The sequence below is a fragment of the Paenibacillus sp. J31R98 genome, assembly GCF_056269245.1.
Map to the genome: position 1 here is coordinate 280,372 of NZ_JBWDNO010000003.1, position 21,005 is coordinate 301,376.

Here is a 21,005-nt window from a genome sequence, read left to right on the forward strand (position 1 = left end):
GAGCAGTCATGCTGCCAAAAATAACGACAAGATGGCGCATTACCCGCATCAGCGATGGCGCAGCCGCGCTGCAAGAGGATGATATTGCGACCGAATACCCGCTGACCATTCGGCTCGGCGATGAAGAGTTTGCGACGATCGTCTGCTCGCCGACCGACCTTGAGGAGATGACGATCGGCTTTCTCGCATCCGAAGGGGTCATCCGTCAGGCGAGCGAGATTAAGGAGCTGCGCCTCGACGAGGAGCGCGGCTTCGTCTACGCCCAGCTCTTCCATGAACAGTCCACAAGCAAGGATGATTACGCGCGGAGGTTCATCGGCTCGTGCTGCGGCAAGAGCAGACAGTTTTATTTTCAAAATGATGTCCGTACCGCGCGTACCTCGATGAGCCGTACGACGTTAACACCGGCACAGTGCGCTTCGCTCATGCGGCTGCTGCAGAACAGCTCGAGCGAGTTCAAGCTGACCGGCGGCGTTCATAACGCTGCCCTCTGCACGCCGACTGAGCTGCTTGCAGTCCGCACGGACATTGGTCGCCACAATGCGCTCGACAAGCTGTTCGGCTACGCGCTGCAGCAGCAGCTTCCGATCACGGACAAAATCATCGCCTTCAGCGGCAGGCTCTCCTCCGAGGTCGTGCTGAAAGCCGCCAAAATCGGCGTCGGCATAATGCTCTCCAAATCCGCGCCGACCGATCTTGCGCTGAAGCTCGCCGATGATCTTGGCATCACCTGCGTCGGGTTCATCCGAGGCAGCGAGATGAATGTGTATACGCATGGTCATCGCATAGTAGAAGGGGCTAAGAGCGCCGAATAGCGCTTTAGCCCCTTTTGTATGTTCGGTTATTTCGTTTTCTGAAGCAGCTTCTTAATTTCAGCCTCAATCTTCATCGGCTTCGTCGCCGGAGCGAACCGTTTGATGACTCGTCCTTCAGGGTCAACGAGGAACTTCGTGAAGTTCCACTTGATGCGGCCGGAGCCCAGGAAGCCCGGAGCTTCTTTCTTCAGGTACTTGTACAGCGGGTCCGTATCCGACCCATTCACATCGATCTTACCGAGGAGCGGGAACGTAACGCCGAAGTTAATCTGGCATGTCTGTGCCATCTCATTGTCCTTCACCGGCTCTTGATTCGCGAACTGATTGCAGGGGAAGCCAATGACCGCAAGCCCCTCATTCTGGTAAGTTTCATGCAGCCGTTGCAAGTCGTTGAATTGTGGAGCAAGACCGCACTTAGTCGCCGTATTAACAATCAGAAGCACCTTGCCGCGGTAGTCTTCCAGCGACTTCTGCTCGCCTCTCGATGTCTTTACCTTGAAATCGTATACGCTCATGGTTCGTCACCTCATTTATATTTCACACAATTATATTTTACACAACTTATAATCCAATGGGAAGCGGAAAATATACCGCTTGCCACAGCTTAATTATACCTCAATTGAGAGTAATTCTTACCCTGTGTCGCGCGCTAGCAGAACAGAAAAGGGAGCCCCCAGTATTCGTAACCGAAATCGAGACTTCTGCTAACGGAACACAGAGTGCTTATACGGCTAAAATGAGCCCGGAATGTGAGCTAACGATACTCAGATGCGTTATTTCGTCCAAAAGCTAGTGTTGGAGCGCATTTCGGAGCGAATAACGCGTCTGAGGTCCGTTAGCAGCGAGAATATGGCGTTTTCGGCAAAATAAGCATTGTGAGTTCCGTTAGCATTGGGGATGTGACAAAAAGCCCCCATCCCGCCAACACGGCAGAATCGGGGCTAGGTAATCTACTCGTCGCTAATTTCCCTACGATGGTCAGCAGGTTCGCCGCCCTAGCTAACTACCACAACAAAACTAACAAGTCGAGACGCCCCGCTCGTTCCGGGAACGCTGCCCTCAGGACTGTACAACGTCACTTCATACGTCCCTGTCCCCTTGCTTGGCGTCAGGCGATACGCAAACTTGCCATCCTTAACGGGAATGCTGACACGCTTGCTCTCCAAACTGCCAACGCGATAGCCAATCTGAACCGAGTTGAAGCCCGCTCCCTTAAACTCCCCGGCAATATCCACCGAAGCACCTGCGCTTATCTCGGCGTATCCTCCCGGCCACACCTTTCCGTTGCTGGTTGTCAGCTTCGTCTCTATCTTCACGTTATCCGTGAAAACAGAACCGTCTGTACGAAACGGCACATCCGCAGCCGTGATCGTCGTCTTAAGCGGAATACTGTTGATGACACGCTTCGTTTGCATATCCTGCATGACAAAAGCATTATCACCCGGCACCAAATGCACGCCTACCTTGTATACTTGATATTTTAAACTGTTGTATCCAACCGGAGGTTTTTGATGCTCATAACTCCACCCTGTTCCTGTTCCAAGCCGCTCGTTGTAATAGGTGAACGGAGGTCCGCCGATACTGAGGACGGAGGTCTCATAGTCTGCTGTGGCGCTAACTGGCGGCACAATCGAATTAGTCGCCCAGTGCGAATAATGCACCGAGATCGACTTAGCCGCAGCGTCATAGTTGACAGGCAGGCCGAACTGTTCGGACATGAACCGAAGCGGCACCAGCGTCGTGCCATCCTTCACCACGAGCGGTACGGTCGCCACCTTCTCTTGCTTACGGAACACTTCACCGGTTCGCAGCTGGAGCTTGAGCTCATTCTGCCAGCCGTTCTGCGAGACGTAGACTGCCGAGCCGCCTTTCTCCGCCACGTATTGGATCTCCCCGCCAATGATCGTCGCGATATCACGCAGCGGCAAGAATGCCGTACCGTTCTTCACCAGAGGTGCCTGCGCCAGCTTAACGAACTGATTCTCGAACGGCTTGAACATCTCACCGCGTCCCGCTTGCAGATTCAACTGCAAGTCTACAGGTAGCAGCACGATATCCGCCGAATCGAGCAGGTTCAGAACTGGACGGAAGCTAGTCAGCATCGAGGAAAAATCATCAAACGAGCCATAGCTGACAAAAGAGTAGTACGTGCTGCCGTCATTCGTCCAGCTCGCCGAATACGTCGCCTTTCCGGCAGCCGAGCTTGTCACGAGCACCGTACCTGTCGCTCCACTCACCGGTGCACCTGGCTTTACAATCGCAGTGAATTTATTGCTCAGCTGCTTCTCCATCACCGCGTCTGCGCCAGCGACAAAGAACTTCCAGCCGGCAGCATCGCCGCTGATCGACAGCTGCTTCGCGTTCGCCGGCACTGTCAATCCTACTTCATTTCCTTTCCCTGCCGCGAGCCGATAGAGCACATCCTCCGTCTTCAGCTGTACAGCAGCCTGATCGCCGGCTCCAAGCAGCTCCGCTTCAGCCGGCTTTGCCGAGCGATAAGCCGTTAACGTATAGCCACTCGCTGTTAGCTGGCTCTGTATCCCGTAATACTGCCAGCCCGAATCCGGCAGACGGGTAGGCAAATACGCAGTAACCGGGCTTTGCTTGTACAGCTGCTCCGCCAGCACATTCGTAAAATGCATATAATACCCAAAGCCCGGATCAAGCATCGGTTTCCCCAATCCCGTTAACCGCGGCGGCTTCCCTGTTCCTGTCCCTGCTCCAGTTCCAGCCCCATCTGCCGATACCGACGAAACGGCGGCACTCCCTACCGTCACGAGAAGCGCTGCCGCAAGCAGCATCGATCTTGTCCATTTCCTGTTCATCTTACTCAACCTTCCTCTCACAGTAGACTCCCTGTTTTTACAGACGCTTCCATCGCCGAAAGGTTGCAACGATACAAAAAAGCCCCCAAACGATCAGCATCAGCCGACCATTCGGGGACTCCTCACTCTATTCACGCTCTGTTACACGCGTGTAGCTTCCACGCTCTGACGAAGCAGATCGGCCGCTCTTGCCGTGCCGGATTTCTGCTCCTCCAAGCCTTCATACTCGATCGTCATCCAGCCGCTGTAATTAACTCCTGCAAGACGAGCAACGATGTCGTTGACATCAACATCGCCCTCTGTCGGCACGGAGCCGATGAACGGTCTGCCGTCCAGCGAGCGATAGATGCCTTCGGTCGCTTCAGGACCAACAAGCTTGAAGTCCTTCGCATGCACGTGGCTGATGAAAGACTTCAACGCTTCGAACGCAGGCTTCGGCTCATCGTCAACAAGCAAGAAATTGCCCATATCGAACGTGCTGCGCAGAGCCGGCGATCCAACCGAATTGATGATCTCTTCCACTTGCCATGATTTTCCGGCGAACACGCCATGGTTCTCAAGGCAAAGCACTACGCCTTTCTCTAATGCATACGCCGCGCCAGCTGCGAGACCTTCCACAATCCAGCCTTTTCCTTGCTCGAAGGTGATGCCTTCCTTGCGATCGCCAGCGAAGACGCGCACCACTTCCGCACCAAGCTCTACCGCCATATCAACGGCCAGCTTAATATCATCCAGCTGAGCTGCGCGCTCTTCTGCAGACGGCTTCACGAAGTCATTGCATGCGCCGAAGCAAGCCAGCTTCACATTATTGCGAGCAAGCGCCTCGCGCACTGGTGCAAGATCGCGCTCCGTATTCCAGAACACGGTCAGCAGCTCAACGCCGCCGGCGCCGATGGATGCCGCGTAGTCGATAAAGTCGGCATTTTGCCAAGAACCGTCAAACATATATTTGTGGCAGCTATATACACTTACTGCGATTTTCATAACCTGACAAGCCTCCTCTTAACGATACCTTTTAATAAATTCAACCGCTTTGCGAATATCGAGCTCCGGCTTCGCGCCTACCTCGCGCTCAATCGTCAGATAACCCTTGTAACCAATCGACTGCAGCGCGGCAAAATAAGCGTCAAAGTCAACGCCGCCCTCGCCAAGCGGCACTTCCTCGAAGTCCGCACCGGCAGCAGCCATCTCGGCAATATGCTCATGCGTCATTTTCTGATAGCCGAGGAAACCGTACACTTGGCGCGGATCAACGACACGCATCCGTTTGCCGTCCTTCACATGCGTATGCACAATATAATCTTTGAGCGTAATCACGCCCTGCACCGGATCGTCGCCCGTCACCATAACCATGTTCGCCGGATCGAAGTTAACTGACACGCCGTTCGTGCTGAGCGTATCGAGGAAGCTCTTAAGGTGAGCAGCCGGCTCCGGACCTGTCTCAATTGCAAAATACGAATTCAGGCTTTTCGCGTACTGACCCAGCTCTTCGCAAGCTTCCTGCATCGCCGTGTAGATCGCGCCATTCCGGTCATCCGGAACGATACCGATATGCGTCGTCACCACGTTCGTGCCGAGGTCAACCGCAAGATCGAGAATCCGCTTCGACTGCTCGACTTTCTCCGCATTGGCTGCACCATCCTGGAAGCCGTGACCGCCGAGGTCGCCGCACAACGCCGAAATTTCTAGGCCAAGTCCGTCAATATATGAACGCAGCTCGCGTCTTGCCGCCGCATTCAGGTTCGCAGGGTCCATCTCGCCGGATACGGCATAGATTTGCACGCCTTCCGCGCCGACTTCCTTCGCTTTCAACAATCCGTCACGCACGCCAATGCCGAAGCTGTCGACGATAACGCCGATTTTGTTCGCCAATTGAATCGACATACTATACGCCCTCTCTATTCAAAAATAATCTCTTTCCCAGTAGCAGCCGACTCATAAATCGCACACAGCATGCGAGTCACTTCCACGCCGTCTTGAACCGGGCTCAGCGTCTCTGCTTTGCCTAGACAGCTGTTTACGAAATAGCCAACTTCGCGTCCGAACGCATCTAGGAAATCGAATGTCTTATGATCAATTTGCGGAGTCAGGTTCACGATCGTATTATGCTGCTCGCCCATAATGATAAGTTCCGGCTCCACTTCTGCGCCGCCTTTGTCGCCGAAGATCTTCACCGAAATCTCATCCTTCTGCGCATGCAGCGTGAAGCTGACGTCGACCATCAAGGAAGCGCCGTTCTCGAAACGGATGATCGCATTCGCCAAGTCCTCAACGTCATTGCGCTCCGCATCATAGTCAGCTGCTTTATAGAAATCAAGGTTCTTAATATGCGAACGGTTGCCGAGTTTCTTGTACGTGTTGCCCGTAACCGATTTCACCTTCGGACGGCCCATCAAGTACCAGCAAATATCGATAATATGGACGCCAAGATCAATCAGCGGTCCACCGCCAGAACGCTCCTTATCGGAGAACCAGCCGCCAGGGTTGCCAAGTCTGCGCAGGCACGTCGCCTTCGCGTAGTAGATTTCGCCAAGATCGCCCGCGTCAATGAAGCGCTTCAGCACTTCGACGCTGGAAGCATAACGGCGCACGAAGCCAACCTGCAGCAGCTTTCCCGATGCTTCTACAGCAGCCGCAACGCGCTCTGCGTCCTCGACCGTCTTCGTGAGCGGCTTCTCGCAAAGCACATGCTTGCCCGCTTCAAGAGCAGCAATGCTAATCTCCGCATGCATGTTGTTCCAAGTACATACGCTAATCGCATCAATGCTTGGGTCAGCAAGCAGCTCTCTGTAATCGGTGTACACTTTAGCTGCGCCGTACTTGTCCGCCGCCGCATTCGCACGCTCTTCATTCACGTCACAAATCGCAACCAGCACGACATTCGGGTTTGTAGAATATGCACCTAGATGCGCGCCGGAGATAGAGCCTGCCCCAACAACGCCAATATGAAGCTTTTCTTTTGTATTCGTCATTATTTATCAACCTTTCCTAAATGTAATCGGTTTCGCTATAATGAGTTTAACTTGTCACCTCAGATGGGAGAATGCACAGCATGCCAACGTTCATGGACAATATGATCAGTCCTTTGCCACTTCGCCTATTCGACTCGATGGTCGATATTACGAAGCTGCGCATCAAATCGCTCACGATCATTCATGCCGGGCATTTGCCAGGTCGAACGCAGCAGCGGGGGAAGACGGAATTCGATCATTGGGCGTTTGTCTATATCAGCGCTGGCCGTGGCTATTACCAGGCAGGCGATGGCGAACGGCAGAACGTTGAGGCCGGATCGCTCTTCTGCTTCTATCCCGGCGAAGTGTTCCAATATGGTCCCGAGAAGAACGGCTTCTGGGACGAGTACTATTTCACCCTGGTAGGCGATCGCGTTCAAGAGTGGGTCGCAGGCTGGTACAAGCAGCCCGAGCTGGTCAAGCATATCGGAACGGACGAAAGCTTCTTCAGCAAAATCGAGCTCATCTTCCAACTGATCGACAGCGCTGTCCCCGCCAACCAGGATCGTGCAGCTCTCTCACTGGAGTCGCTGCTGTTTGATATGATGCTCCGCTTTGACAGCCCTGAGACAGACAGCCGTTCGCTGTTCGTTCACAAGGTAATTGATGACTTGTCCGAGTCTATCTATCAGCCGCTCGACACGGCGGCGCTTGCTGCGCGCCATCATATCTCCATCCCTACACTGCGCCGAATCGTGCATGGTTATACCGGATATCCGCTCGGCGAATATCTTCATCGTCTCAAAGTGGCGGAAGCGAAGAAACTGCTCGTCAGCTCGGATAAGACCGTCAATGAGATTGCGGCGCTGCTCGGCTATTCGGATATGTTCTATTTCTCGCGCGTGTTCAAGAAGATGACCGACACTGCACCGCGGACGTATCGTAAGCGCATGGGCTGATTAATCAGCGCATTGGCGGCCAAACAAAATAGCCCGCCCTCTTCTTATGCTGAAGGGGCGAGCCTGGGATAAACTGCATATCTGCTAATCACGCTCTTCGAGGTTACGCTGCAGGTAGCTCTCCAGCGTGTTTGAAATATCGAAGGCGGTATGGGCTAAGTCGTAGTTTTCAAAAGCGTGCTCACAGCTTGCTTGATAACGAATCGCAGATTCATATTGATTCAAATTATGCTCAATGATGGCTTGATCGAGCCCTGCTTCGCTCTGCCGCTCTTGCACGGTCCGGCGGTCGGCGTAGATGAAGATGCGGACGACTTTGTCGCCATACGTATCCTTCAGCGCATGCGCGCCCTCAGGGTTCAGGATGAGGTAGATGCTGCCGCTCTTTTTCAAGTTGTAAGCGATGTCCTTGGCACGCAAGCCGTAATGGTTGCCGTTCACGGTTACGCTTTCAATAAATTCGCCGTCCGAATCGAACTGCTCATACAAATCTGGCGTGATGAAGTGGTAATCTTGTCCGTTAATCTCTCCGAGCCGCGGTCTGCGCGTTGCAAAAGAGATAACTTTCGTAATGCCGAGCGTTGCGCCTACACTTTCAGCGACCGTCTTACGTCCCGAGCCGTCTGGTCCCGTAAATACGAAAATGATCTCGCGTTCATGCTGCTCACCCATCCGCACAACCTCCTGAACTTACCGATTTTAGGTACATTTCTTGCAACTAAGCGTTGAAGAGTCAGGCATGGCAAGGTATAACATATCTATTATAACTTAAACCAAATTAATCCAGCAATTGTTCTATTTGCAAGACGCTTGACTATTTCTATGAATTCGGATATATTTTACAAAAATCATATAAACCGGATTCTCTTACGTCGGAAGCACCCGTAAGCAAAGGCTCTTTATGCAGCCTTTCTTGCGGGTTTTTTGCGTTTTCAGGGAATTTCAGGTTCAGAGAGGAATGAGTCCTATGTTACATGTTATGAAGGAAAAAGCGTTTTCAGCCTTGTTAATTGTTCTTATTGCGGTCATTGGAGTGATTGGGGCAATGCCCGGCTCTGCCGCGGCCTCGTCTGTCAAGCTGACATCTTCAGCACAAGCTTCGCTTGCGAAACAGCTCACCGCCGCCAGCCCGCAGATGAGAGAGAAGCTGCAAGCACAATCGCTAATCCTGTCGGTGTTGCAGAAGTCCGAGGAAGCGCTGGATAAGCAGATCGAGACACAACACATCAACAATGGAAATTCGCTTACAACCGTTCGCAATCGGATTAAAGGGATCGATGCCGACAAGCTGAACAAGCTCGCTCAGGATGCGGCTTCGGTACGCGAGAAATATAAGCCATTGCTAGCAATGTACACGTCACTCAATTCGCAGATCAAGGATGCGAAGGCATTGAAGCTGAAGACGCTGGCTGCTCTGCTTCAAATCCAGGCGGATGGAATGAAGCTGGCTGTGACGCTTGCCCGTGCTGATATCCGAGCGAAGGATGATGCCCTGAAGGCGGCCAAAGCAGCAACCACTAGCAAAATCAAACATCTGCGTGCAACGCTCGCCGATACCGATCCGCTGCGAGACCAGATTCGATCGGTGCAGGCGGTCATTTCCGGTACGAAGAAGAATATTTCACCTGTTATTAAGACAATGAACGCGTCAATGAAGAGCGTTAGCTTTGAAGGAACGCTGCAGTCGCTGACCACGCTCGTCTCGCTGTCGCGAACGATTGTGGAGCAGAAGCAGCGAATTAGCAGCTTTGAGAGCCGTATCAGCGGCATTATCAGTGCGACGAATGCGCAAATTCCTGCCAAGTCATAGTCGTCTGGCAGTCTTTTAGCAGGAACCTCTGACATGTATGACTGCATTCTTGAATAGCATGTAGAAGGCGAACTGCGTACTTACGGCTACTCTCGGTAGTACATAAGGAGGAGATCAGCTTGCAGATTCATGTTGTTCAGGCGGGACAGACGCTTTACCGGATCGCCCAGACATACGGCGTACCGGTAGAATCCATTACGGAAGCGAATGAAATATCCGCCAGCAATGCGCTCGTCATTGGACAGGCATTAGTTATTCCGATCGTCGGGCAGTATTACTGGGTGCAGCAGGGCGACACCCTCAATTCGATCGCCCGCACATTCGGTACTACCGCGTCAGCAATCGCGACCGCGAACCGAATCCCGCTGACTGCGCCGCTTAACGTGGGGCTGCGGCTCTATATTCCGCCGGCTCCGAAGCGGAATGCAGCCGTGAATGCGTACATCGAGCCACGTGGCGGAACCGTATCGGACGCACTTATTCAGGCGGCTCGCGATGCCGCGCCACATCTGACCTACCTTGCCCCGGCGAACTTCCGAATTACGCGCGAAGGCACTCTTACCCTGCCCCCGCTTGATGATCTATCGTCCATTGCGCGAAGCCAGCGCGTTGCGATGATGATGACGGTGACGAATATGGAGAATGATCAGTTTAGCGCGGAGCTTGGCGCCCTGATCCTGAATGATACGGCGCTGCAGGATAAGCTCCTTGCGAATATTATCGAGACGGCGGAGAGGCTTGGTTACCGCGATATTCATTTTGACATCGAACACTTGCGCCCGGAGGATCGGGAAGCCTACAACCGTTTCCTCCGCAAAGCGGTTGTTCCGATTCATGCTGCCGGGCTCTCCATGTCCACCGCGCTTGCTCCCAAGACGAGTGCCACGCAGCAAGGCGCATGGTACTCTGGGCATGACTACAAATCGCATGGACAAATTGCCGACTTCGTCATCATTATGACGTACGAATGGGGCTACAGCGGTGGACCGCCGATGCCGGTCTCTCCAATCGGACCGGTTCGCACTGTGCTTGAATATGCGCTCACTGAGATTCCGGCGGACAAAATCATGATGGGACAGAATCTGTACGGCTATGACTGGACGCTCCCTTATGTGCCAGGCGGCGCATATGCGAAAGCGATCAGCCCGCAGGCAGCCATTACGCTTGCAAGAGAGCGGGGCGCGGCGATTCAGTACGATTACACGGCACAGGCGCCGCACTGCACGTACTGGGACGACAACGGCAAGGAGCATCGCGTCTGGTTCGAGGATGCGCGCTCCATCCAGGCGAAGTTTAACCTGCTGAAGGAGCTTAAACTGCGCGGCATCAGCTACTGGAAGCTTGGCCTCAGCTTCCCTCAAAACTGGCTGCTGCTGGAGGATAACTTCAGAGTGACGAAGCTGCTTTAATTGAAGCAGTGCTAGCAAAGTAAACCGCCACTTGAGCGTTGCGCTCAGGTGGCGGTTTTTTTTGGGGGTGTTGCCTCTCTCAGTGCGAGCCTCCCCGCGATTCGTTGCGAATTGGGCAGTGAGAGAGGTTAATTCCTCTCTCAGCGACCAAACCACGCCCATTCACTCCTCCCCTTCACCCGAGAGCACAGATACGTGCTCTCAGCTCCGAATTCGCGCTAAAAATCCGCTGAGAGCAAATATAGGTTCTCTCAAGCAGCCAATGCTCCTCCCCAGATAGCCGCCTTAGGTCGGAGGGGTCCCCCGCCTTAAGGCCAGCTTCAGAAACAGCCGCGGGACGGTTACGAAGAACGCCGCAGATCTTTAAACTAAGGATATCGGTTAGCGCAATACGTACCGCACATTAGATCAATCAACATACTCACTATAAACAATGACAAAGATCATAAATAAGGAGATGGATTCACATGAAAAAGCTTTTCCGTTCCACGATGGATCGCAAAATTACCGGTCTTGCCGGCGGGCTTGGAGAATGGCTCGGCGTTGACCCGACGATCGTTCGGATCGTGCTGATCGCTTCCGGCGTATTCAGCTTCGGTACGACACTGCTGCTGTACGTCATCGCCAGCATTCTTGTACCAAAAGCACCATTCGAGGTTATTCCCCCACCTCCAAGCGGTTCGTTCCGTTACTTTGGATAATCGAAACTAATAAGAGCGGTAGGTAGTTCACTTGAGTACAAATCAGCAATCAGAGAAGCTCATGAAGGGTACGAATAACCCCTCCCGAGCAGCAAAAAGCCAAACTAATTCGCTCCATGCAGGGTACCTGCTGCTCCTCTTGAGCAGAAAACGAACTAATTTGCTTCATGTAGGGTTCTCACTCCCCCTGTTAAGCCTAATACCAGCAAACTCGCTCATGTAGAGTACCTAGTACCCTTCTCGAGCCGAACCACCACTACATTATCAAATAGGAGATGTTCAACATGAGTTTATTAAACCGTTTATTCAATATTACGCAGGCAGCTGCCAATGAGCTGCTCGATAAGCTGGAAAGTCCCGCAATGATGCTGAATCAGTACGTTCGCGGCATGCAAGATGATATTGCGAAGACCGAGCAGGAACTGACTAAGCAAGAAGCGACTGCCAAGAGTATGGAGAAGCAAGCGCAGGAAGCGTCCGTGATGGCTGAGCATTGCGAAGCGAAAGCGATGGACGCGATGAGAGCCGGACTAGAAGGACAAGCGCGCGAATCGCTGGCAGCCAAGCTTCAATATGTGGAGAAAGCGAAGGAGTATACACAGTGGCATGAGAATGCAAAGCAACGAGTGGTCGAGCTGACCCGTCAGCTGGAGCTTGCCCGCGAGGAGCAAGAGAAGCTGCTGAAGAAACGCGAGGAGCTGCAATCCCGCATTCAGCAAGCTTCGGCCAAAACACGCTCCGAGATGCCGAACTTCAGCCGCAATGACTTCGAAGGCGGCTTCGCATCCCGCGGATTCCAACGCATCGAAGAGAAGATTGCTCAGTGGGAAGCGCATCTGGAGCTAAGAAACCGCAATCCATACGGCACCAACGGGGGCGCATATGGTGCGCCGTCCGGCACAGCACCGCAAGCTGCAAATCACTCGCTGGTTGATGAGCAAATGGAACTGCTGCGCAAGAAGCTGCCAAACGACAACGTATAAACCAACTTGCGCCTGCAAAAAATAACAACCTGACCTCTCGCTGTAAGAAGCGGAAAGTCAGGTTGTTTGCTTTTGCCCTAAGGTAGGCCATTAAAATGTGATGTCATTAAAGTGTAATGCCGTTACAGTCCTACGCCAGTGTAATGTTCTGTCATGCTCATGCCAGCCACTCCGCCAACTGCGCCCTTCCGCGCCGGATGTGCGTCTTGACCGTATTCTCATTGCAGCCGAGCTGGCCGGCGATCTCGCTGTAGCTCGAATGCTTGAACAGCCGCAAATAGAGCGCGGCGCGAGTGCGCGGCTTGAGCCGCAGCAGCATGAGCCGCACGATGCGTTCGAAATCGCTATAGAGCACCGCTTCCTCCGGCGTCACCGCACCAAGCATCGAGTCACAGAGCGGCTGCCACGTAATCCGTTTCTTACGCCGCCACTGGTCGACAAACAACCGGTAGCCCGTTTGGCTCAGCCACGTCTTCGGATAATGGGGCATATCGCCGCCTTGCATAATCAACCGAAGAAAAGCTTCCTGCACCAGATCTGCCGCTTCCTCCCGATTGCGGGTCAGCTTATACATGTACTGGTTCAGTTGATTCGCATGGGCCGCATATAGCTCATTCAGCTTCGCCGCTGCCCGCTCCATGAGAACCTGCACCTCCAGCCGTAGAAGCAGCACCCGCTGGCGGGCGAATTCGCACAGATTCTCCGTCGAAATCAATGACTGCTTTGTCCGTTAAATTCAGCGCTTCCACATATTCCTTCGGAATTTGCAGACGATGCGACCGATCAATGACTGCGAACTGCTCATGCCGCGATCCAAAGCCCGTTTCCGCGATTGCCCCCGTGTCGCCACCTCTATCTCCATCGCCATCACCTGGCACATACGCAACTGCTTCAAACTCGCTTCTTTTCACCCATTCCGTACTCGTCAATCCGTCACGAATCGCAACTACACGGTCAACTTTATCTGCGATGGATAAGTCATGCGTGACGATGACAATCGTCACTCCCATCTCCCTGTTCAGCCTACGGAAGATCGCCATAATCTGCTCGCCGGTCGCACTGTCGACCGAGCCAGTCGGTTCATCCGCAAGGACAAGCTGCGGACGGCCTGCAAGCGCGATTGCAATCGCAACACGCTGCTGTTCGCCACCGCTCAGTTGCGTCAGCTTGCTCATCATCCGATGCTCGAGGCCAACGGCAGCAAGCAGCTGCTTCGCGTATGCACGATCTGCCTTGCCCTGAATCATCATCGGAAGCTCGACATTTTGCAGCGCGGTGAGATAGGGCACCAGGTTGCGGCCGTTATTTTGCCAGATGAATCCGACTGTGCTCCGTTTGTATTCGATCAGCTTTTCCTTGGTCATTTTGAGCAAATTCCATGGTCCAACATTCGCTGTTCCGGCTGAGGGCAGATCGAGACCGCCCAAAATATTCAGCAAAGTCGACTTGCCGCTCCCGCTGTTGCCGATGATCGCCATCATCTCGCCCTTCGCGACGCTCAAATTCAGTCCCTGCAGCGCGACGACCTCGATATCATCGGTTTTGAAAATTTTCACTAAGCCCTCGCAATGTATCATCATCTGCTTAAGCACCTCCATCCGTCACCGCTCCTCACCGAGCTTCACCGCATTCGTAATCCGCAGCCGCCGCAGCTGCATAATCAACAGACACGCGCCGGCAGCAAGCATAACGGCTGTTGCCACGTACAGCTTGAGCGCATCACCCGGCTCGAACACGATTCGAAATGGAGGTACTTGCCGCGCTGCTTCCGTATCGCTGCCTCCCTGCAAGAAAGGCAGGAACATTCGACTCGCCAACGTGCCGAGCCCGATGCCGGCAGCAACAGACAAGCCGGTCGTAAACAACTGCTCGAGCAGCAACATGCCGGTCAACTGCCCGCGAGAGAGTCCCATCGCTCGCAATATCCCGAGCTGAACGACACGACGCGATAACGTGAAGAACCAGAAGATTAAATAGCCAAGCAAGGACACGAGCAACGAAATGAGGAAGCCGAGACTCAGGATGCCAAACACGCCTCCTTGTGCCGGATGGTTCCGGCGCTCAATGAGCGCACCTCGCGCGTCATCCACTTGCGATACCGTTATGCCGCTTGCCGCTAGCTTCTCAAGCACAGGAGCCAGCTTCGCGCCGTTCTCCATGTTAAGCCACACGTCATAGGGGATTTTCTCAATCTGCTGATTGATGTAGTCCAGATTAGCGATAAAGAACGGCATTTCATCCGGATACAAGCTTGGCCAGTAAGGTACGATGCCGACAACAACGAAGTCGACCGGCGTGTTGTCATAGCCCATCCGAATGCGGATCGGGTCTCCTTCCTTCAGCCCATACTTCTGCGCAAAATTACTCGATACCAATACTGCCTGCTCCGCCGTGCCTAGCGCATCCAAATACTGATAAGGAGACACCGGATACAAATCATCGCGGAACCAGGCTGTCTTCGCGAAATCCGCATTATCGATCCCGACAACCTGCCCGGTTCCTGCGGACTTGCCGCTTACCTCCACCTTGCCCGTCGCCTTCAACACGCGGGTTGCGGAAGCGACTCCTTCTAGCTTGCGGTATAGCTCGAAGGATGGCTCTGTGTAATAGATTTTGTTCTGGTCATCCTCATCCTGAATCCCTTCCCAAGCGGTCTTCAAGACAACGTCTGTGCCATATTGATACTGCGTCCGGTCGTTCGCGTTCATATCCATCGTCCGGGCGGCAGAGGAATTGTAGACACCAAGTCCGATCGTCAATACGAGCAAAATCATGATCGGGTAGAAAGCCGCCCCCGACCGCGAAAGCTGCGTCAAGGTCAAGTAAACCGTCACCGGGGCACGGTTCTTCAGCACCGTGCGCAGAAACCGGAGCAGCAGCGGGAACAGCCGCAGGCAGAGCAATCCGGCCGCGAAGATGAGCAGCGCGGGCACTGCGAAGATGACGGGCTGAATGTCAGCCGATCCGCCGCCGCTGGCACTGCCGCCGTTGCTCCCTACAGCCGCGAACTGCCCGCCGCGGAGCAAGTACCAGCCGCCTGCCGCCAAGCCCAGCAGCACGACATCGAGGTAAAGCCGCTGCCAGAGCGGCGCCCCGCCAGTTCGTGCCCGCTGCTGCACATGCTGAACGACGGACGCCTCGGCGTACTTGCGGACCGGCACGACGGTAGCGATAACCGCGAGCAGCGTCGCGGCGATGCCGAACAACCAGGCGGTCCCGTTCCAGCCGACCGGAATCGACTTGCGGCCGACGAACGAGAGGAAGCCGCTCGAGGAGCCAATCGTCTTGGCCATGAACCAGGCGAGTCCAAGCCCGATCAAGAGCGCAACCGCGCCAAGCAGCGCCGCTTCAATCGCATACAGCGCGATGATCTGACGCGGGCTGGTGCCACGGCTGTGGAGCACCGCGATGTCGCTGCGCTGACGCTCCAGCGATTGCTGCGCGTTCAGCGTAATATAGTAGAGCACCATCGCCAGCACCGGCGCAGCCAGCGCGAACAGCATCGCCTGCAGCAGCGTGCTCTGCCTCTGGAAGTCCTGCAGCATATCAACGAACGTCAAGTTGACTTTCGTATTGTCCATCATCCGGCTCAGGTTGACTTCAAGCCGCTGCAGCTCGCTGATTAGCGGCGAGAGGTCGCTGATGCGAATATTTTGCAGATCGAACGCCCAGTACCAACCCGCTGAATCAAGGACTAGCTTGTTGTCCTTTAGCAGCGTATCCATCATCGTCTTAGAGCCGACGAGTAAGGTGGCTGCCAGCTTATCTTTGCCGTCAATCGCCAAGCTCGGGTCAGCCTCATCCTTCAGCTTGTATGAGCCGGCAATGCGCACCTTGAGCCGCTTCGTCTTGCCGTCGCTGTTACGCGCATCATAATAGAACGTATCGCCGATCTTCCAACCATACCGAGCCATCGCCTCGTCCAGCACAAGCGCTTCAATTGCGCTGTCCTGCATCCCCTCTTGTGGAAGCTTCCCTTGCACAATCTGGGTCTTGCTCTGCATGTCGCTCTGCGCCGCAAGCTCCATACGCACGAGCCTGCCCGCTTTCTCTTTGTCCGTAGGACGCACGACTGACGAGGGCAGCGCCATCCGACTGGAGTACGCCTCCGCAGGGAAACCGATCTTCTCAGGCAGCTGCTTGCTGATCCAGTTGTCCACTTCGGCAAGCCCCTCTAAATCCGTCTCGTCATCGCCAGCGGATTGATATTTCATATAAAGCGAGGCCGCAGGTAGCCCCTGCGTCTCTTCTTGAAGCGACTTCGCCACGACCCGCTTCAGCGTTCCGTCTGCATACATCGGAATACTCATTGCAAAAGCAGCCGCAACCGTCAGCCCGAGCAGCGTGCCCAGAGTGAACCAGCGATTTTGCCACATTTTCAAGAGCAGAAAAAGGAGAATTGGCATTATTTCCCCACAACCTTCTGGCCTTCTACAAGTCCTTTGCTAATTTCCACTTCCGTCGTCGATTGCGATCCGACCTCAACGTCCACCTCTCCCTTGGTGCCGTCGGTATTCGCGACCATCACATATTTCCGGTCATTCTGAGTCCGCAGAGCAGATACAGGAATCGTGAGCACATTCAAGCGGCGTTCGACGATGACGGAAGCCGAGAGCGGCGTACCGTGACCGACACCTTCCGGCAGCTTCGGCACATCAATCAGCACATAAGTATCAAGCGAATCATCATCATTATCCTGATCGCTGCTAATTGGCATCCGCCTAACCTTCCCCGTCACTTCTCCGCCAGTATTGATGCTAACCGTCGCCTCCATCCCCGGCGCGATGCTTGCCAGATCGGTTGCGCTGAACTGAGCGGCAACGACGAGCTTGTTCATATCGGCAATCTGCCCAACCTTCTCATACGACCTCGCAAGATCACCCTTTTTCGCCGAGAAGCTTACGATCGTCCCGCTATAGGGTGCAACGAGCTTCGAGCCAGCCAGCTCCTTCTTCAGATCGGCGAGCTCGCTCTCGAGCAGCTCATAATCGAGCTTCTGCTTACGCAGCGCGGTATCGCCGCTATCGCCCGCAGCTCCCTGACTTGAATTGCGCATCGATTCCTTGAGATCCAGCCCCGCCTTCTCAATATCGATCTCCTTGCGGCGAATCTGGCTCTCGGTATCGCCCGTATCCAGTGTGGCAAGCACCTGGTCTTTCTTCACTTTGTCGCCTGCCTTGACTAGAACATCCGTAATGCGCTGGTTATCCACTGTAAAATATAGATTCTCCTCCCGCTCGCTCATCAGCTTCCCGGACCCGCTCACACTGAGCGTAAGCGTCTCGCGCTTCACGGGATACTCCGGCTTCTGCGATATCTTCGGCACCCGGATCTGCGGCAGCGCCTCCTGCTCTTCCTCTTGAGGCAGCAGCGAGCAGCCGGTCAGAAGCGCGAAGCTAAGCCCTGCGAGCAAGAGCCGTGCGGCACTCTTCATAGGCCGGTTACGCCGTTGCCGGGACAATCCGCCCATCGGCCATTTGGTATACAACGTCAGCCGCCTCCCATAATGTAGAATCATGTGTCGTCATGCAGATCGCAATCTGCTCCGCCTCGATAATGCTGCGGAATACGCCGATAATATGCGCCGCCATCATCGTGTCCAGCTCCGCTGTCGGCTCGTCCGCCAGCAGCAGCGCGGGCCGGTGAGCAATCGCCTTCGCGATCGCCACCCGCTGCTGTTCGCCGCCGGACAGCTCGAACGGCCGATGATGCGCCCGCTTCGCAAGTCCGACGAGCTCGAGACATCTCGCGGTGCGCTCCCTCCATTGCGCGCGGGGAATGCCTGCCATCCGAAGCGACAGCTCAACATTCTCCCATGCGGTGAGGAGCGGCAGCAGCGCGAAGGATTGGAACACGAACCCGACCTCCTTGCGCCGCAGCAGCGTCAACCGCTTATCGCTCCATTCGCTGATCCTGTTCCCGCGAAAAACAACCTCGCCCTCTGTCGGGCGATCCAATCCGCCAAGCAAATTGAGCAGCGTCGTCTTCCCAGACCCCGATCGTCCACGGAGCATCGTGAGCTTGCCCGGCTCAATCGCAAGTTCGATGCCCTTCAGTACATCGACGCGCCTGCTCCCTCCTGCGGCGAAGCTCTTATGCACATGCCGCACCTCAAGCAGCGGTTGCTGTTGTTGCTGTTGCTTCAGGTGCGGTTGTTGCTGTTGCAGCTGCGTTTCTTCCGCCGCCATTACTCTTTCGCCGCCTCGTCAGCGATCGCCTTAGTGAGCAGATCCTGCCCTTTGGACTGGATCGATTTCAGTGCAGCGTCTACTGTTTGCGAGCCGTCTACTGCTTTCTGAATTTGTTCGTCGGCCATCTGGGCAAAAGCATCCGCAAAGCCATCAGGCAGATTTTGCAGCAAGCTCTGCTCATTAAGCTTCAGTGCATAGAACGCATCAATGTTTTTGCCATCCGTCTCATTCTTGAATGCGGTGCGGGACGAGAGCGATGGGGACGACTTCGAGCTTGTCTTCGCCAATTGCTCGCCGTTGACGTATTTGACGAGCTCCCATGCCAGCGGCAGACTCTCGGATGCCGCATTAATGGCAACCACATTGTCTAGCGATATGCTCCCCGTTACATCCGGCTGCGCAGGGTCAACCGGCATCGTCACGACATCCCAATTAATATCTTGACCAAGCGGTCGCGGGCCCGCATCACTGCTCTTAGCACTGCCATCGCCGCCTTTTATCACCGTCGTGCTCGCTCCGGCCATTCTGCTCATCATATTCATAATCATCGGACCGTCGACCGCCATTGCCGCTTGCCCCTGCATAAACCGCATCGAACTCGGGCCAAACGTTATCCCCTTCTGACCTCCGGCCATGCGGATCATGCCGCCCATGCCACCTCCGCCGTTTGTTTGCGGGGCAGTCAAGCTTCCTGACTTGTAACCCGCAATAACGGATTCGAAGATGCTCTTCCACTCCGGCGTGTCAATCGATACCGTCTTCGCGTCGGTGTCGGCATACAGCAATCCTTTTGCTTCGCCAATCGAACGAATCAGGTCAAAAGAATTGCTCGTCTCAATCGATTGCGCCATGCCGTACAACGCATCTTCGCCTTTCATCATGGCCTCAGGATCGTCGCTGCCCTTCTTCGCCGGGAAGCGCGCCGCGAGCTTCATGACATCCTCCCAGCTCATGCCGTCACTCGGATACGGGATACCGTACTTGTCGAAGAGATCTTTGTTGTAATACAGCGCCTGACTGGAGAAGGTCGGACTCAGCCCATACAGTTTGCCGCCTCCGCGCTGCTTCAGCAGATCAATGACTGCCGGCTGGAAGCTGTCGATGTCGAACTTGTCCTGCTTCACGGCTGCGTCCAGATCGTAGAGCATTCCTTTCTTAGCTAGCTCAGCATACTGATCTTCGGAGAGGAACAAGGCATCCGGATGCTGGTCCTGAATGAGCTTCTCAAGCTCTGCCTCCGGGTCCTCTGCCTGGAACACGCTTTCCGTCGACACCACTTCCACATCCACGTTCGGGAACATCGCTTGAAACGCGTTGCCATACTGGCTGAAGAACGCCTGCTCGTCGAAGTAAGCCACCTTCAGCGTTCCTTTGTCCTCTCTATCCAAGCCCCCGAAATCCGAGCCCTTCTTGCCTCCCGCCGACGTGCAGGCCGACATCGCAACGAGCAGCGTCAGCGCGGACAGGCTCAGCGCCGGTTTCTTGCCCCATGATTTAACCAATACAATCACCCTTCTTCTATGAATTGATCTACTCGTTCAAGTATGCAAGGCGATCTTTAGAAATCCGTTAGAGAAGCTGAAAGGAAGCTTAATAGACGCTGAATAGAACATAAAAAAAGAGGAAGACCGGAGTCTCCCTCTTCGAAAATGACGACGTATAGCTAGGAGGCGTGCGAGTTTCCCGGCTGGTTGCAATCGTTACTGACCCGCAGCACACTCGCTTGCGTAGCTACTAACCAACTAATCCACCGCACCACTGCTAACGGAACGTACAAACCTTATTCGCCCGAAATTAGCTCTGTTTGCGCTCTAACGGTACTCAGCGGCGCTATTGGGCCAAAATGGAGCGTAAAGCGCAGCATTGCGGCCAAATAACGCTTCCTGAGTCCGTTAGAATTTCAAACGGGGCAAATTCGACCGGATAACGCTTCCTGAGTCCGTTAGAAGCTTCGCGGGGGGCGGCACGGGAGGGCGAGGGGCTGTTAGCTGGCTGCAAGCTGGGGGCTTGCTCTCCCTATCTCGATTGAAGATCCCTTGCTACTCGTTCAATCCTTCGACTAGACCATTGCCATTGCCGTTTCTGCTACCCACCTGCCTGCTGCTCGACAGCCTGCTTCGTCCTCTCGGACTTCGTAACCTCGGCCCACGTTGCGCCAATTCACCCGCTCGCAGTACCGCTAACGAACCGTAACATCCTTATTCGCACAAAAATAGCCCCTATCAAACTCTAATGAACTCCAGCGACGTTATTGGGCCAGAATCAAGCGAAAAATTCGCTTTCTGAGCTGAATAGCGTGTCCTAAGTTCGTTAGCATTTCAGATGGGGCTGTATTGGATCGAATAACGCTTCCTGGGTTCG

18 protein-coding genes are annotated in these 21,005 nt (G+C 54.5%); 6 read left to right on the top strand and 12 right to left on the bottom strand.

Annotated features, from left to right (window positions below; translation table 11 throughout):
- The first annotated feature begins 8 nt into the window (after positions 1 to 8).
- On the top strand, positions 9 to 815 hold the full coding sequence (gene fdhD / locus AC0YNX_RS14940; RefSeq protein WP_475816763.1) for a formate dehydrogenase accessory sulfurtransferase FdhD: 807 nt from the start codon (positions 9 to 11) through the stop codon (positions 813 to 815).
- A gap of 26 nt (positions 816 to 841) precedes the next feature.
- Here the strand turns inward: fdhD and AC0YNX_RS14945 are convergent, their stop codons facing one another.
- The 5 genes from AC0YNX_RS14945 to AC0YNX_RS14965 all read right to left on the bottom strand — a co-directional run bounded on the left by AC0YNX_RS14945 (position 842) and on the right by AC0YNX_RS14965 (position 6,612).
- Positions 842 to 1,330 (bottom strand): glutathione peroxidase, encoded by a 489-nt coding sequence (locus AC0YNX_RS14945; protein ID WP_475816476.1) that lies wholly within the window; start codon positions 1,328 to 1,330, stop codon positions 842 to 844.
- Positions 1,331 to 1,810: 480 nt separating this feature from the next.
- Entirely contained in the window at positions 1,811 to 3,640 is a 1,830-nt protein-coding gene (locus tag AC0YNX_RS14950) for a copper amine oxidase N-terminal domain-containing protein (protein WP_475816477.1), read from the bottom strand.
- Positions 3,641 to 3,781: 141 nt separating this feature from the next.
- Positions 3,782 to 4,624, bottom strand: coding sequence for a sugar phosphate isomerase/epimerase family protein (locus AC0YNX_RS14955; protein WP_475816478.1), 843 nt, complete (start codon positions 4,622 to 4,624; stop codon positions 3,782 to 3,784).
- A gap of 18 nt (positions 4,625 to 4,642) precedes the next feature.
- A complete protein-coding gene (locus AC0YNX_RS14960) occupies positions 4,643 to 5,524 on the bottom strand; it encodes a sugar phosphate isomerase/epimerase family protein (protein ID WP_475816479.1) in 882 nt (293 codons plus the stop codon).
- Positions 5,525 to 5,538: 14 nt separating this feature from the next.
- Positions 5,539 to 6,612: a Gfo/Idh/MocA family protein gene (locus tag AC0YNX_RS14965; protein ID WP_475816480.1), complete on the bottom strand. Its 1,074-nt coding sequence runs from the start codon at positions 6,610 to 6,612 to the stop codon at positions 5,539 to 5,541.
- 80 nt (positions 6,613 to 6,692) lie between these two features.
- On the opposite strand from AC0YNX_RS14965, the gene AC0YNX_RS14970 reads away from it, so the two are divergent.
- Positions 6,693 to 7,550 carry a helix-turn-helix domain-containing protein gene (locus AC0YNX_RS14970; RefSeq protein ID WP_475816481.1) on the top strand — a complete coding sequence of 286 codons (858 nt, stop codon included), beginning with the start codon at positions 6,693 to 6,695 and terminating at the stop codon, positions 7,548 to 7,550.
- An 84-nt stretch (positions 7,551 to 7,634) separates the two neighbouring features.
- On the opposite strand, the gene AC0YNX_RS14975 is transcribed toward AC0YNX_RS14970, so the two are convergent.
- The gene (locus tag AC0YNX_RS14975) at positions 7,635 to 8,222 is read right to left on the bottom strand and encodes a guanylate kinase (protein WP_475816482.1); all 588 of its coding nucleotides are present in this window, start codon (positions 8,220 to 8,222) and stop codon (positions 7,635 to 7,637) included.
- A gap of 307 nt (positions 8,223 to 8,529) precedes the next feature.
- On the opposite strand from AC0YNX_RS14975, the gene AC0YNX_RS14980 reads away from it, so the two are divergent.
- From AC0YNX_RS14980 to AC0YNX_RS14995, 4 genes are all read left to right on the top strand, one after another.
- On the top strand, positions 8,530 to 9,360 hold the full coding sequence (locus AC0YNX_RS14980; RefSeq protein ID WP_475816483.1) for a hypothetical protein: 831 nt from the start codon (positions 8,530 to 8,532) through the stop codon (positions 9,358 to 9,360).
- A 119-nt stretch (positions 9,361 to 9,479) separates the two neighbouring features.
- The gene (locus AC0YNX_RS14985) at positions 9,480 to 10,769 is read left to right on the top strand and encodes a LysM peptidoglycan-binding domain-containing protein (protein ID WP_475816484.1); all 1,290 of its coding nucleotides are present in this window, start codon (positions 9,480 to 9,482) and stop codon (positions 10,767 to 10,769) included.
- Positions 10,770 to 11,236: 467 nt separating this feature from the next.
- A complete protein-coding gene (locus tag AC0YNX_RS14990) occupies positions 11,237 to 11,470 on the top strand; it encodes a PspC domain-containing protein (RefSeq protein ID WP_475816485.1) in 234 nt (77 codons plus the stop codon).
- 284 nt (positions 11,471 to 11,754) lie between these two features.
- Entirely contained in the window at positions 11,755 to 12,453 is a 699-nt protein-coding gene (locus tag AC0YNX_RS14995) for a PspA/IM30 family protein (protein ID WP_475816486.1), read from the top strand.
- A gap of 157 nt (positions 12,454 to 12,610) precedes the next feature.
- Here the strand turns inward: AC0YNX_RS14995 and AC0YNX_RS15000 are convergent, their stop codons facing one another.
- From AC0YNX_RS15000 to AC0YNX_RS15025, 6 genes are read right to left on the bottom strand one after another with little or no spacing between them, the layout of a single operon-like run.
- Positions 12,611 to 13,093, bottom strand: a complete 483-nt coding sequence (locus AC0YNX_RS15000; RefSeq protein ID WP_475816487.1) for an RNA polymerase sigma factor — start codon at positions 13,091 to 13,093, stop codon at positions 12,611 to 12,613.
- Entirely contained in the window at positions 13,065 to 14,030 is a 966-nt protein-coding gene (locus AC0YNX_RS15005) for an ABC transporter ATP-binding protein (RefSeq protein WP_475816764.1), read from the bottom strand. Before AC0YNX_RS15005 ends, AC0YNX_RS15000 begins: the two co-directional genes overlap by 29 nt.
- Positions 14,031 to 14,054: 24 nt before the next feature.
- Positions 14,055 to 16,829: an FtsX-like permease family protein gene (locus AC0YNX_RS15010; RefSeq protein ID WP_475816488.1), complete on the bottom strand. Its 2,775-nt coding sequence runs from the start codon at positions 16,827 to 16,829 to the stop codon at positions 14,055 to 14,057.
- Between the two features lie 29 nt (positions 16,830 to 16,858).
- A complete protein-coding gene (locus tag AC0YNX_RS15015; RefSeq protein WP_475816489.1) occupies positions 16,859 to 17,941 on the bottom strand; it encodes an efflux RND transporter periplasmic adaptor subunit in 1,083 nt (360 codons plus the stop codon).
- Positions 17,895 to 18,641 carry an ABC transporter ATP-binding protein gene (locus AC0YNX_RS15020; protein ID WP_475816490.1) on the bottom strand — a complete coding sequence of 249 codons (747 nt, stop codon included), beginning with the start codon at positions 18,639 to 18,641 and terminating at the stop codon, positions 17,895 to 17,897. Before AC0YNX_RS15020 ends, AC0YNX_RS15015 begins: the two co-directional genes overlap by 47 nt.
- Positions 18,641 to 20,146: an extracellular solute-binding protein gene (locus AC0YNX_RS15025; RefSeq protein WP_475816491.1), complete on the bottom strand. Its 1,506-nt coding sequence runs from the start codon at positions 20,144 to 20,146 to the stop codon at positions 18,641 to 18,643. Before AC0YNX_RS15025 ends, AC0YNX_RS15020 begins: the two co-directional genes overlap by 1 nt.
- Between the last annotated feature and the right edge of the window lie 859 nt (positions 20,147 to 21,005).

What these genes read in the sequence shown, in the direction of transcription:
- fdhD (WP_475816763.1), top strand. Translation starts at nt 9, where the DNA reads ATGCTGCCAAAAATAACGACAAGATGGCGCATTACCCGCATCAGCGAT.
- AC0YNX_RS14945 (WP_475816476.1), bottom strand. Translation starts at nt 1,330, where the DNA reads ATGAGCGTATACGATTTCAAGGTAAAGACATCGAGAGGCGAGCAGAAG.
- AC0YNX_RS14950 (WP_475816477.1), bottom strand. Translation starts at nt 3,640, where the DNA reads ATGAACAGGAAATGGACAAGATCGATGCTGCTTGCGGCAGCGCTTCTC.
- AC0YNX_RS14955 (WP_475816478.1), bottom strand. Translation starts at nt 4,624, where the DNA reads ATGAAAATCGCAGTAAGTGTATATAGCTGCCACAAATATATGTTTGAC.
- AC0YNX_RS14960 (WP_475816479.1), bottom strand. Translation starts at nt 5,524, where the DNA reads ATGTCGATTCAATTGGCGAACAAAATCGGCGTTATCGTCGACAGCTTC.
- AC0YNX_RS14965 (WP_475816480.1), bottom strand. Translation starts at nt 6,612, where the DNA reads ATGACGAATACAAAAGAAAAGCTTCATATTGGCGTTGTTGGGGCAGGC.
- AC0YNX_RS14970 (WP_475816481.1), top strand. Translation starts at nt 6,693, where the DNA reads ATGCCAACGTTCATGGACAATATGATCAGTCCTTTGCCACTTCGCCTA.
- AC0YNX_RS14975 (WP_475816482.1), bottom strand. Translation starts at nt 8,222, where the DNA reads ATGGGTGAGCAGCATGAACGCGAGATCATTTTCGTATTTACGGGACCA.
- AC0YNX_RS14980 (WP_475816483.1), top strand. Translation starts at nt 8,530, where the DNA reads ATGAAGGAAAAAGCGTTTTCAGCCTTGTTAATTGTTCTTATTGCGGTC.
- AC0YNX_RS14990 (WP_475816485.1), top strand. Translation starts at nt 11,237, where the DNA reads ATGAAAAAGCTTTTCCGTTCCACGATGGATCGCAAAATTACCGGTCTT.
- AC0YNX_RS14995 (WP_475816486.1), top strand. Translation starts at nt 11,755, where the DNA reads ATGAGTTTATTAAACCGTTTATTCAATATTACGCAGGCAGCTGCCAAT.
- AC0YNX_RS15000 (WP_475816487.1), bottom strand. Translation starts at nt 13,093, where the DNA reads ATGGAGCGGGCAGCGGCGAAGCTGAATGAGCTATATGCGGCCCATGCG.
- AC0YNX_RS15005 (WP_475816764.1), bottom strand. Translation starts at nt 14,030, where the DNA reads ATGATACATTGCGAGGGCTTAGTGAAAATTTTCAAAACCGATGATATC.
- AC0YNX_RS15010 (WP_475816488.1), bottom strand. Translation starts at nt 16,829, where the DNA reads ATGTGGCAAAATCGCTGGTTCACTCTGGGCACGCTGCTCGGGCTGACG.
- AC0YNX_RS15020 (WP_475816490.1), bottom strand. Translation starts at nt 18,641, where the DNA reads ATGGCGGCGGAAGAAACGCAGCTGCAACAGCAACAACCGCACCTGAAG.